General features: G+C 46.1%; 13 protein-coding genes. 7 read left to right on the forward strand and 6 right to left on the reverse strand.

Going from position 1 to position 12,447, the window contains the following annotated elements; genetic code table 11:
* The coding region (locus tag FZD51_RS17500; RefSeq protein ID WP_148975950.1) for a transposase at nt 1-419 on the forward strand (419 nt) is incomplete at its 5' end.
* Nucleotides 420-702: 283 nt separating this feature from the next.
* Here FZD51_RS17500 and FZD51_RS17505 read toward each other — a convergent pair.
* Both FZD51_RS17505 and FZD51_RS17510 read right to left on the reverse strand, forming a co-directional pair.
* Entirely contained in the window at nt 703-1,542 is an 840-nt protein-coding gene (locus FZD51_RS17505) for an aldo/keto reductase (protein WP_148976115.1), read from the reverse strand.
* 36 nt (nt 1,543-1,578) lie between these two features.
* Nucleotides 1,579-2,790 (reverse strand): MFS transporter, encoded by a 1,212-nt coding sequence (locus FZD51_RS17510; protein ID WP_148975951.1) that lies wholly within the window; start codon nt 2,788-2,790, stop codon nt 1,579-1,581.
* A 174-nt stretch (nt 2,791-2,964) separates the two neighbouring features.
* On the opposite strand from FZD51_RS17510, the gene FZD51_RS17515 reads away from it, so the two are divergent.
* Both FZD51_RS17515 and FZD51_RS17520 read left to right on the forward strand, forming a co-directional pair.
* Nucleotides 2,965-3,336, forward strand: coding sequence for a winged helix-turn-helix transcriptional regulator (locus FZD51_RS17515; RefSeq protein WP_022543312.1), 372 nt, complete (start codon nt 2,965-2,967; stop codon nt 3,334-3,336).
* A 554-nt stretch (nt 3,337-3,890) separates the two neighbouring features.
* The gene (locus FZD51_RS17520) at nt 3,891-4,634 is read left to right on the forward strand and encodes a MerR family transcriptional regulator (protein ID WP_148975952.1); all 744 of its coding nucleotides are present in this window, start codon (nt 3,891-3,893) and stop codon (nt 4,632-4,634) included.
* Nucleotides 4,635-4,671: 37 nt separating this feature from the next.
* Here FZD51_RS17520 and FZD51_RS17525 read toward each other — a convergent pair whose 3' ends face one another.
* Together FZD51_RS17525 and FZD51_RS17530 are read right to left on the reverse strand one after the other, a co-directional pair.
* Nucleotides 4,672-6,906, reverse strand: a complete 2,235-nt coding sequence (locus tag FZD51_RS17525; RefSeq protein WP_148975953.1) for an EAL domain-containing protein — start codon at nt 6,904-6,906, stop codon at nt 4,672-4,674.
* Between the two features lie 167 nt (nt 6,907-7,073).
* Nucleotides 7,074-7,343 (reverse strand): IDEAL domain-containing protein, encoded by a 270-nt coding sequence (locus tag FZD51_RS17530; protein ID WP_187445809.1) that lies wholly within the window; start codon nt 7,341-7,343, stop codon nt 7,074-7,076.
* A gap of 207 nt (nt 7,344-7,550) precedes the next feature.
* Here FZD51_RS17530 and corA point away from each other — a divergent pair, with 207 nt between their 5' ends.
* The 3 genes from corA (at nt 7,551) to FZD51_RS17545 (ending at nt 10,552) form a co-directional block, all read left to right on the forward strand.
* On the forward strand, nt 7,551-8,501 hold the full coding sequence (corA, locus tag FZD51_RS17535) for a magnesium/cobalt transporter CorA (protein ID WP_148975955.1): 951 nt from the start codon (nt 7,551-7,553) through the stop codon (nt 8,499-8,501).
* A gap of 23 nt (nt 8,502-8,524) precedes the next feature.
* Nucleotides 8,525-9,232: a hypothetical protein gene (locus FZD51_RS17540; protein ID WP_148975956.1), complete on the forward strand. Its 708-nt coding sequence runs from the start codon at nt 8,525-8,527 to the stop codon at nt 9,230-9,232.
* Between the two features lie 447 nt (nt 9,233-9,679).
* A complete protein-coding gene (locus FZD51_RS17545; RefSeq protein WP_148975957.1) occupies nt 9,680-10,552 on the forward strand; it encodes a hypothetical protein in 873 nt (290 codons plus the stop codon).
* A gap of 34 nt (nt 10,553-10,586) precedes the next feature.
* Here the strand turns inward: FZD51_RS17545 and FZD51_RS17550 are convergent, their stop codons facing one another.
* Entirely contained in the window at nt 10,587-10,982 is a 396-nt protein-coding gene (locus FZD51_RS17550; RefSeq protein ID WP_148975958.1) for a VOC family protein, read from the reverse strand.
* A 169-nt stretch (nt 10,983-11,151) separates the two neighbouring features.
* Between FZD51_RS17550 and FZD51_RS17555 the strand changes: the two genes are divergently transcribed.
* Entirely contained in the window at nt 11,152-11,607 is a 456-nt protein-coding gene (locus FZD51_RS17555) for a DinB family protein (protein ID WP_148975959.1), read from the forward strand.
* 44 nt (nt 11,608-11,651) lie between these two features.
* Here FZD51_RS17555 and FZD51_RS17560 read toward each other — a convergent pair whose 3' ends face one another.
* Nucleotides 11,652-12,371, reverse strand: a complete 720-nt coding sequence (locus FZD51_RS17560; RefSeq protein ID WP_129613642.1) for a YebC/PmpR family DNA-binding transcriptional regulator — start codon at nt 12,369-12,371, stop codon at nt 11,652-11,654.
* Between the last annotated feature and the right edge of the window lie 76 nt (nt 12,372-12,447).

A 12,447-nucleotide genomic window follows, 5' to 3' on the forward strand; every position in this document is an offset into this window, starting at 1 on the left:
GCTCAAGTACCAAATATGTATCTTATAAACACTTAAAGGAATTTGTCGCTGATTTAAAGCTAATCTATACTTCAATCAACGAAGAAACGGCAAGGGAAAGATTGATGGAATTTAAAGAAAAGTGGGGGAAAGAATATCCTTCTTCGGTTAGGTCCTGGGAAGAAAATTGGGATATTTTGGCCGCCTTCTTTGCATATCCACCAGAAATTAGGAAGATAATATATACTACGAATATTATTGAGGGTCTTCACCGCCAATTTAGAAAAGTAACAAAAACTAAGTCTATTTTTCCTAATGATGACAGCTTAAGAAAAATGCTTTATTTGGCCGCTCAAAATATTACGAAGAAATGGACAATGCGTTACCGTAATTGGGATATGATATTGAACCAGCTTGAGATCTTAAACCAAACATCATGATTGGGGACTCTGTCCCCAAACCCCTGAAGTTTATCGCTTTTGTTTTCCCTAAAACGGACAAACAAAAAAACGGACAGCATAATCTATCCGTTTTAGTGTAAAAGCCATAAAACCGCTCAGGTTGCACTTCTGCATTGCCCTATCCTGTTTTATGGTAAAAGGCAATTATAGTATTGCCAGCCTATATCTTTTTATACCTATAATTTCTTGCCTTGAGAAGATTGTCGAATATTACTTACACAAGATTTTACGCAGACCCTGCCGGGGCTTTTTCGTTTCCCTATTAAAAATCAATATGATCCGGGTCCGGCCCTACACGCAGATTTTGATTCAGTGAGCTGATCTGCTCCATTTCATCGCTTGACAGTTCAAAATCAAATATATTACTATTGGCAGCTATCCTGTGCTCCTTCGTGGATTTAGGAATTGTAATCACACCATTCTGCAAATCCCAGCGCAGGATAACCTGGGCTGCAGATTTACCGTGCTTCTCTGCAATGCTAGTAATGATATCATTGTCCAACAACTGCCCCTGCATAAGCGGGCTCCACGCCTCAAGCTGGATTCCATTTTCCCGGCAGAATGCTTTTACTTCCTGCTGGGTAAGCCGCGGATGATATTCCACCTGATTGATCACCGGCTTGACCTCAGCATCCTTCAACAATTCCTCCAGGTGGTGCACTTGGAAGTTGCTCACGCCTATAGCTCTTACTTTTTCTTCATTATAAAGAGTTTCAAGCGCACGCCATGCGTCTTTATACTTCCCTTCCACCGGCCAATGGATAAGATACAGATCCAGATATTCTAGCCCAAGCTTCTGCAGGCTAGTTTCATACGCCTGGATTGCTGACTCATAGCCTAAATCACTGTTCCACACCTTTGATGTGATAAAAAGGTCCTCGCGTGATATGCCTGCTTCCGCAATCCCCCCCCTGATTCCCTGTCCAACGCCTTCTTCATTTCCATAAATGGCAGCTGTGTCTATGCTCCGGTAACCCAGCTTGATGGCTGATTTTACGGCGTTAACAAGCTCCGGCCCTTCTTCTACTTTAAAAACGCCCAATCCGATCCATGGCATTTCCACACCATTATTTAAAACTGTTTGATCTTGAATGCTTTTCATCATCACGGTTCCTCCTTTATTTTTCCGGAAGCTGCTTTAAGCAGCTCCCCCATTGATGCTTGTTGTTTTCATATCCCGGTTTTCCAGCTTCATGCTCCAGCCTGTTAGAATGACAGCGCCAAGCACCATTGCGGCACCAATCCACGGTGTATGGATCAGCCCGATAGAGTCCGTGACGAGGCCTCCCAAGTAAGAGCCAATCGCAATTCCGGCGTTGAAGGCGGCAATATTAATAGCAGAAGCAACATCCACCGCTCCAGGGACAAACCGTTCTGCCAGCATGACCACATATACCTGCAGCCCTGGGACGTTCATGAATGCAAACAGCCCCATCAGCAGGATGACAATCAAGCCTGCAGTCTTATAAGGTGCAGCAAATGTGAGCAGCAGCAGAACCACAGCCTGAATGATGAACATATAAAAGAGTGCCCTGATCGGATTTTTGTTCGCCAGGCGGCCGCCGGCCATATTTCCTATCGCAATGGCAATTCCATATAAAAGCAAAATGGCAGCCACTGTACCAGCTTTAAAGCCGGTCACTTCCTGCAGCAGCGGTGACAGATACGTAAATACAACGAATGTGCCGCCGTAGCCAAGCGCAGTAATGATAAAAACCAGCAGCAGCCTGCCGTTTGTAATCAGTTTGATCTGATCGGCAAATGCAGCTTTCGACCCTTTTGAAAGATTTTTTGGCACAAGGATGCTGTTGGCAATAAAGGCAATGATGCCGATCACGACAATGGCCACAAAAGCAAATCTCCAGCCAAACTGCTGGCCGAGGAATGTCCCAAACGGAACACCTGTTACTGTGGCAACAGTCAGCCCTGTGAACATGATTGAAATGGCGCTTGCCCTCTTATCCTTCGGCACTAAATCGGCGGCAATGGTAGAGCCGATGGACATGAACACCCCGTGGCTCAAGGCAGAAATAATCCGCGCTGCAAGGAGAATACCTATGCTGCCTGAGGATGCAGCAATGATATTCCCTGCAATGAATACCACCATGATCCAAAGCAAAAGTGATTTGCGGGACATTTTAGCTGTGAGCGAGGTAAGGACAGGCGCTCCGAACATGACCCCCAGTGCATATATAGAAACAGTCAGTCCTGCTGTGGTGACGGGAATATTCAAATCTTCCGCGATCATCGGCAGCAGCCCGACTGAAATGAATTCAGTTGTTCCGATTGCAAACGCACTGACTGCAAGCGCAAGCAGCGGAAGCAAACTTGTTTGTTTGCCAGATGGCATATTTTTCTCCTCCTATTCCTGTCTATGAAAATTTTATGAGTATAGCAATTTCCTGCCGGCAAATGCTATTATGGGATATAGCGTTTCTTTTGAAAAGTACGTACTTTATAGTGCTATAGGCACCGAAAAGTTCTATAGGCACCTTTTAGTTCCTATGAAACAGGAGTGATCATGATGGAGAAAAAGAAATACAATATATCGGTGGAAGCCACCCTTGAAGTAATCGGCGGGAAATGGAAGACTGTGATTCTCTGCCACCTTACCCACGGGAAGAAACGGACGAGCGAGCTGAAACGGCTCATGCCGAATATCACACAGAAAATGCTCACCCAGCAGCTTCGCGAGCTTGAGGAGGACGGTGTCATCAACAGGATTGTATACAACCAGGTGCCTCCCAAGGTCGAATACGAGCTCAGCGACTACGGCAAATCTCTGGAAAGCATCCTTGACGCACTCTGTGCCTGGGGCGAACGCCATATCACCAAAGTCTATGGCGATAAATTTTCCGTTCTGGAAGAAAGTGTACTGAACGATAAATTGAAATAGAAAAGCGGAAGCGGCTTGCCCAGAGCCGACAAGCATAAGCCCCGGCAGAATAAAAGGCGTTCTTTGCCTTTAATTCTGCCGGGGCTTATGACTCGAGGCTCTAGCCGCTGGAGCTGGACAAATAGAAAAGCGGAGGGCGCTTGCTCAGCCCCGACAAGCATAAGACGCTTTAGGATAGAAGGCGTTCTTTGCCTTCAATCCTAAAGTGGCTTATGACTCGAGGGGCTAGCGCCCGGAGCTGGACAAATAGAAAAGCGAAGGGCGCTTGCTCAGCCCCGACAAGCATAAGACGCTTTAGGATAGAAGGCGTTCTTTGCCTTCAATCCTAAAGTGGCTTATGACTCGAGGGGCTAGCGCCCGGAGCTGGACAAATAGAAAAGCGGAGGGCGCTTGCTCATATAAGGAACGCAGGTAAAGACACCTTGTCCCCCTCCTGCCCTGCACCTCCGCGGGCTTTCTTTTTTATTGTGCCTTTTTATAAATTCTTCTATTTTACATGTTGACTCTCACGCTGCGTAATACTTTAAAGTATTGGTTGAAGGGAGGCCGGAACAATGGCCATGAAAGTGAAAGAAGCTGCCGATCTGGCCGGCATCAGTGTGCGCACACTGCATCATTATGATGAAATCGGGCTCCTCGTCCCGGATGAGCTCTCGGAAGCAGGCTACCGGCTGTACTCAGATGAAAACCTGCAAACCCTGCAGCAGATCCTCTTTTTCAAAGAGCTCGGCTTCCCTTTGAAGAAAATCAAAGATATTATCAGCAGCCCTTCGTTTGACCAGCAGAAGGCCTTCGAGCTGCACCGGGAAATGCTGCTCGAAAAGCGCAGCCGCCTGGATAAGATGATTGCATCGCTGGATAAAACGATCAGGCATGCAAAAGGAGAGATACACATGTCAAATAAAGAAAGATTTGAAGGCTTTGACTTCGGTTCCAATCCCTATGAGCAGGAAGCCCGTGAACGCTGGGGGGATGAAGCTGTAGATGCCTCAAATAAAAAGATTTCCAACATGACAAAAGAAGAGCAGCAAAAAATGGGGGATTCCATGAACGGGATTTACCGGAGCCTCGCGGAAGTGCGGCATCTGGCCCCTGACTCTGATGAAGCCCAAGAGGCAATAGGAGAATGGTTTAAATTCCTGAACAAAATGGGCAGCTATTCACTGGATGCCTTCAAGGGGCTCGGGCAGCTGTATGTCGATGATGAGCGCTTCACCAAAAATATTGATCAATTCGGGGAAGGCCTCGCTATCTTCATGCGTGACACGATGGCCGTATATGCAGACAAAAGTAAATAAAGAGAAAACCCAAGCCCTTCTGCGGCTTGGGTTTTCCTTATTGTAAACTTTTAATGAACTCCTTAAATACTTCCCCTGTTACAGGCCTGCTGAAGTAGTATCCCTGGCCAACCGGGCAATTGTTTTTCAGCAGGAACTCTGCCTGTTCTTTATGTTCAATGCCTTCAGCGACTACACTGAAATTCAGATTTAAGCCCATATCGATTATGGCCTTCACAAGCGATCCATTTTGGGCAGGATCCAGTATATCGTCTACAAACGACTTATCAATCTTGATAGTGTCGATCGGCAGGTGCTTCAAATAGCTTAATGAGGAATAGCCTTTTCCGAAATCATCAATGGAAAGCCGGATGCCTATCTTTTTTAATTCATTCAGGGCAATGGTCGCCTTTTCGATGTTCTGCATGATGCTTTCTGTAATCTCCAATTCAAGGCAGCCAGGCTCAATATCGCAGGAAGACAGAACAGATTTTACATACATGATGAATTCAGGATCCTCCAGCTGCCGGACTGATATATTGACTGCTATCGGAACCGATCCGGCTCCCTCCGACTTCCAGCGCTTATGCTGTTCACATGCTGTCCGCAGGATCCATTTTCCCATCGGCACAATCAGACCGGTCTCTTCTGCCAGCGGTATGAATTCCCCGGGAGGAACAAGCCCTCCATCTGGACGCTGCCAGCGCACGAGCGCCTCTGTCCCTTTCAGCTTCCCTGTCTTCAGATCTATCTGCGGCTGGTAATGAAGAAGAAGCTCACCGCGGTCAAGCGCTTTGCGCAGTCCATTCTCCAAAGCCATTTTCCGGGAGGCCAGCCCCTCAAGGGAAGAGGTGTAAAATTGAAAATTATTCTTTCCTCTTTCCTTGGCCAGATACATGGCTGTATCTGCATGCTTGATCAGCGTTTCCTGATCAGTCCCATGCTCAGGATACAGGCTGATGCCGATACTTGGTGTAATATAAAACTCTTCTCCTTCCAGGATGAAAGGCCTGTTGAACTGCTCGAGGATTGCCCGTGCCGCACCTTCTATCTGCTGCTTTTCTTTTTCTTCAAAAAGGATGATGAATTCATCACCGCCCTGCCTGGCTACAAGCCCGAGGCTTCCTACAGTATCCTCCAAACGGATACCTGCCTTTTTAAGGAGCAGATCGCCGGTAGAATGGCCTTTTGTATCATTGATAATTTTGAAGCGGTCCAAATCCAAGAATAAAACCGCCGCTTTCTCTTTTCCGCTGTTCAGAATTCCCTGCAGCCGCCTCATGATTTCATTCCGGTTTGGCAGTCCTGTCAATGTGTCATAAAACGCCATATACTCCATGGTCTTTTCAGACTTTTTCCGTTCCGTAATATCCCGGCCAATCACCTGTACAGCTTCTCTGCCGCCGTACCGGATCGGCATGGAGGATACTTCCACATCAACAAGGACGCCATCAAGCCTTTTAGCCTGTACCTCAAAGCGCCTCTTCCCAGCCAGGTCGCTGTCTGCTGCCAGCAGCGTATTATAAATTTCAGAGGTTGCCTCTTTATTGACAAAGTTAATAATAGGCTTCCCAAGAAGCTGTTCTTTACTGGAAGCGCCGATCAGCCGGCATCCTGCTTCATTGATATATACAATGACATTCCCGGAAATAACCCCTATAAAGTCAGGAGACAGCTCAACAAGGCCCCGGTACCGGTCTTCACTTTCTTTTCTGTCTGTTATATCAAACAGGACGCTCGAAAATTCTATCAGCCTGCCTTTTTTGTCAAGGACGGGGATTCCTCTATCCTGTATCCACCGGATTCCCCCTTCAGGGCGGATGATCCGGTATATGCTCACAACCGGCTCGCCATGTTCAACTTTTTCTTCACGTTCTTTCAGGACAGATACATCGTTCGGATGGATGACTTTTCTCCATAAATCATGGTCCTTGTAAAACGATTCCCGAGGAAAGCCATACAGCTTTTCAATTCCGGAGGTAATCATCAGCCTGCCGCTCTTCATATTATGATGCCAGATGGCGACGTCAAGGGTATCAAAGATATTGTTAAGCCTTTGATTGCTTTTTCTCAGTTCGGCTGTCGTTTTCTGGATGCCCTTTTGGATAAAAACGAGGAACAATACAATCAGGAGCCCTACACTGATCACTGTATGGATCAATTCGAACACCCACAAGTTCCGTGGAGGAAAATAATAGGCAAGAGCTGTTTTAATAGCCTCATCCACTAAAAATATGAAACATAATATAATAATCCATACCAGCATGGTATAATTCCTGGCGAAAAATCTCATTTATGGCAAGCTCCTATGTATATGCTTTTAAAAGGAAATATCCGTTATTTCCACTATTATCCCATAAATAACGGATAAACAAAAAAAAAATCGGGCTCATTTCCAAATTGAAAAGATGGGCCCGATCTCGGAAATATAAATATATTCTCTCTTCTATTCATCCTGTTTTATAACACCGCTTCCCAGTTTTCTGATGTAAGCGCCTGAAAACGCTCTTCATCTTTATCATCCAAAGCTTTGTCTATTTCATCATATCGTTTGGCTTCAAGCCACTCGCCCTGCACTTTTCCAATGACTTCGTTCACTGCATCTGTATATTCTGTTGTTTCCTGAGACAGAATCTTTCTTGTCTTCCAGCTGTCTTTATCCGCTAGGTCATGGATGGATGATAAATATTGATCCTGGTTGAATTGGTTCGGTTTGTATTCGGAATTCATATAGTTCTGCCTCCTGTTTTTATAAGATAATATCATTCAATTGTGTTAGTACTTATTTATTACCCGAATTTCCTAAAAAATAACGGGTCAATCGGTCTTATGTCTTTATTTCACAGAAAAAGCCTGTATCATCAACCCATTTTCAAATTTTATTTAAGCGATTATTTCGTTTATTATAAAGAGGATGCACTGTTAAAAGGAGATAATATGATCAGAACGATTGCGGTTACTAAGAATCATGAAATTAAGAGCAATTGGGATATCACCAGGCTGCTGGAAGAGGATATTCTCTGGTACTGGGCGGATTTCAGCAATCCATCCGATGCAGAAATCGAACTGCTGAGGAAGCCGCTGAATTTCCATCCTCTGGCCATCGAGGACTGTATCCATGTGCTTCAGCGCCCAAAGCTCGACTATTATGAAGACTATGCATTTTTTGTTACGCATAGTGTCAATCCGGATACGATTGTTCGTGAAGAAGTTAACTTTTTCCTCGGGAAAAATTATGTGATTACTTTCCATCACCATCCCTCCACTGAAATAGAAGATGTCAGGGAAAGGCTCAGGCTGTCCAACTCGCCTGATAAATGGGAGCCGCTCTTGGTTCTATACCATATTCTTGATAAAATTGTGGACAACTACTTTCCGCTCGTCTACCAGCTGGAGGACACGCTGAATGATATTGACGAAAATTCAAAGGACAGGCCGATGGAGCTTCTGCTCGAAGATCTCTTTGATGCCAGGCACGATCTCCTGGCCCTGAGGCACACTGTCGCCCCGATGAGGGATCTGATCTACAGGATGCTGAACTCCCAGCGGCTCGCTGGCTTCCAGGAAAAAATCAAATATTTTTCCGATATCCATGACCATCTCCTGAAGCTTGCCGAGATGATTGAAGAGAATCGGGAGCTGACTACCGATATCAGGGACAGCTATCTATCATTGAATGCCCATCAGACAAACAGGGTCATGAAGGTGCTGACGGTCATTACGACCATATTCATGCCGCTCACCTTCATCGCAGGGATATACGGGATGAATTTTGAGCATATGCCAGAGCTGGAATGGGACAGCGGCTATTATGCCACTCTGCTGGTCATGCTCACTATCGGGCTTGCCATGTTTGCCTGGTTCAAGAAAAAAGGCTGGTTCAAGTAGAAAATAAAATAGGAGGATCATCCATGTTCAAAACGATACCACCCGGCGAATTTTTCACCTTTGCCGATGAAAATGACTATGCGGCTAAATTAAGGGAGTGGGGATTGATTACAGCCTCCGCCAAAAATGCTAAACAGGAATTTTCTTATAAACGCGGTGCTTCCGCTTATACTGTCGCCATAAAAGGATTTTTGCAGACAGGCAATCATGAAACGGCTGTAGTGGCGTTTTCCAATGACGCTCTTCACTGCGTCCATCCTGCCTACTTAAAAGAAATGCAGAGCTCTTCCTTTGGCAAAGGCAGTGCCCTTGAAACGGGAGATTCCCCGCAGGATACCGGGCTTCCGGAAGCAGGAGAGCCGGTGAAGGCCCAGGCAAAGGCAGGGAATGACAATAAGACGGCAGAGAAGAAAAAGAGAAAAGCTCCTCCCCTTGACCTTCCGTCTGAAAAGGTTCCATTTGAGGCGGCCATTAAGGAATTCACCACAAAATATAATCATTTTAACGAGACTGATGAAGAAATCATTGTCTTTGAGCAGGTGCAGATTACAGGAGAAAGCCCTCTCGAAGTTGGCGAAGCCTGGTGCAGCTACAGCAAAACACTGAAAAAAGCAGAGCTGGCCGAAGGAAACAGGCTGACCTTCGAAGCCAAAATCGTCGACCGGAAGCTGAATAAGGATGTGCGTTATAAGATCAATAATCCTTCCAAGATTAAGAAGCAGGAGGATTAAGGACGACAGCTGTTTCAGTGACGATTGACAGATAAAGAGGACAGAAGAAACCTTCTGTCCTTCCTTTAATTTTTACGTAGATATACATTAAACACTGTTGGTATGAAAATGGATAAACATACAATGCCTTGCCTGTTTCCTTGCCCAAAAATTTTTGGAAAACCTGCTAATTGGAGTGCAAGGCACGTAGACTCCTGCGGGATTGCAGCGGAAATGTTGAGACCCCACAGCGCGCAGCGCGAGGAGGCTCAACTTCGCCCCGCGGAAAGCGAAGTGCCTGGAACGGAAATTAGCAGTCCCATCCGAAAATCCATCCTATTCTCGTAGTACCCAGCAAAAGTATTTACTACGTCGGTCAGTCTCTCAATTTTCCAGCGCTGACCTACCGTTTCCTCCAGCAAAGATAGGGAAAACATCTAATATCAATTCTAAATAGGAGGATTTTCAATGAATAAAAAAAGACTGATGCTGCCGGTTTCACTAGCCTTTGCCATATCTGCAGCAGGCTGTTCCGGAACTGATGGCGCGGGTTCACCTGCTCCGGAAGAAACCCAGCAGGATGAGACCGCAATGCCTGACGATCAAAACACAGAAACCAATGCAGATGAAAATGAAGCCGAAGCAGATGGGACAGAAGAAAACAGCACAGAGGAAGAAAACAGCCATTCTGGCAGCACCCAGACAACCGATGACGTCATCGGGAGTGTGAAAGAGCAGCTGAAGATGGAGAATGCTATCCTGCCCTCTTCATTTTCTTTGAAGGAAGGCTCCCATCTCTCAGCCTCCATTGAGGAGGATAAGACAGATTCCTATCAGGTGACCTTTTACCAGACAAATGAAGTGGTTCCTGTTAACGACCCTTTATTAACCCCAGATGGAGATGCCCCTGTTGTCGCTGTCTTCAAAGCCCATATTAAAACAGCAGCTGACAATGATCAGGAACTGTTTCCGCCAATGTCGGTTGATGATGAGATACCGGCAGAAATGGCTATAGATCTCGGCCATGATATTAAGGGTATGGGCGAGGGAGCTGCAGGCCACAAATACTTGAGCTGGAAAGAGGGCAATTGGATCCTCCAGATCAGCTCAGTCTCAGAAGATCAAATGGATGATCAGGCAGTTGCACGCCAGATGGTTGATTATCTTGAGTCCCATTACCTCCCTGCACCACATGATGATGGCCGCATCAAAGTTCATTACAGGCAGGGCGGCAATGAGGTCGAAAATGATATTTACTGGGAAGATGGAGAAAGAATCTACGAGCTCGAGACAAAGAAAGTGCCGCTTGAAGCTTTGGAAATGGCTGTTAGTACAAAATAAAGCAAAAAAGCCGGAATCTTTTTTCCGGCCTTTTTTATTGTGCGGCAAGCTCAACCTTTATCCGGTCCGGGTCCTCGAAGAATACTGCATAATGGCCCTCACCGCCGGCATATGGGTATCTGTCCTCATAAAGGAGGTTGACCCCGTTCTTTTTTAGCTGTTCTGCCATCCGGTCGACCTGGATGCGGGAATCAGCATGAAAGGCAATGTGATTCAGGCCCGTCCCTGAACGATGATATGGGATATCAAGGTATTTCTCCTCTGTCTGCACAAATACGATATAGGCTTCATCCAGCCTCCAGCTCCGCCCCTTTTCCCATTCCTGAAAAGATTCATAGCCAAGCTCTTCTAAAAACCAGCCCCAGAATTTAATGGTTTTCTGCAAATCAGATACGTTGATTTCAATATGATGGATATGTCCAGGCATAATCCTGTCCCCCCTCTAAATCTATACATTCCATTCTACCAAAGGCCCCCTGTGAGTGGCGCTCTTTTATGCAGGCACTACCTTTGAATGCCCCGGGAAAGTGAATTATACTGATGGCAGCAGGATGTGGAGGCACAGCCTGAATTTTTCATAAAAAGAGAGGAAGATCTTAATGGATAAATGGAATGGATTCATCCAAGGCTGGCTTGGCCACAGAAACGCGCTGATCGAACTGCTCGGCACACTTGAAGAAGGGCAGCAGGATTTCAAAGCATGGGAGCAGGGGATGTCTGTTTCTGAGCTGACAGCACATATAGCAGGTTCTATGGAGATGTTTGTGCAGACAGTGAAGAAAGGCGAATTTACGCCGCCGCCTGAGTATCCGGCCATTGAAACATTGGAGCAGCTAAAAGCACTTGTCCAGGAGGAAACTTCTAAAACAAAAGCAGCACTTGAAGAGCTGACCCAGGACCAGCTTGGGAAAACAGTCGATTTCTACGGCATGACCATGCCGGGGATCGTACTCCTTGAAAATGCCAAAGACCATGAAATACACCATAAAGGACAGCTGTTTACATACGCCCGCCTCGCAGGCATCGAGAAACTGCCTTTCTTTGTGAGCAGATAAATAAGAAAAAGCAGGCTCCCCAACAAGGAAAGCCTGCTTTTTAATTATTCTCCCAAATCCACGTTGTGGTACACACGCTGGACATCTTCCAGATCCTCAAGGGCATCGACCAGCTTTTCGAACTGGGCAAGGTCTTCTTCAGATAAGGAAAGCTCATTCTGAGCAAGCATCGTTTGCTCTGCTACTGTAAACTCTTCAACCCCGGCAGCCTTCAAAGCCTCCTGGACGGCATGGAATTGATCAGGCTCGGCATAAACGATGACTGTATCCTCTTCTTCAAGGATATCACGTGCATCGACATCTGCTTCCATCAGGATTTCCAGCACTTCATCAGCTGACTTGCCTTCAAGTCCGAAAACCGACGTTGCATCAAACATATAGGATACAGAGCCGCTGACGCCCATGTTTCCGCCATTTTTTCCGAATGCCGCGCGGACATTGGATGCGGTCCTGTTCACATTATTGGTGAGTGCATCCACGATGACCATTGAACCGCTCGGCCCAAAGCCTTCATAACGGAGGTTGTCATAGCTCTCTTCTCCGCCGCCCTTTGCTTTATCAATCGCACGGTCGATGATGACTCTTGGCACGTTATAAGTTTTGGCGCGCTCGAGCACAAACTTAAGCGCCTGATTGGATTCCGGATCCGGCTCCCCCTGCTTTGCTGCCACATATATTTCCAGTGCAAATTTTGAGTATAACCGGCTGGTATTCGCATCCTTCGATGCCTTTTTTTCTTTGATATTATTCCATTTACGGCCCATCTGTTCCACTCTCTTTCACTTATATCTGATCTATGGCTGCATGGAAAAACCATTCCATGCCTGCAGAAAATAGTAA

It is taken from the genome of Bacillus infantis, assembly GCF_008180445.1.
Taxonomy (GTDB): domain Bacteria; phylum Bacillota; class Bacilli; order Bacillales; family Cytobacillaceae; genus Bacillus_AB; species Bacillus_AB infantis_B.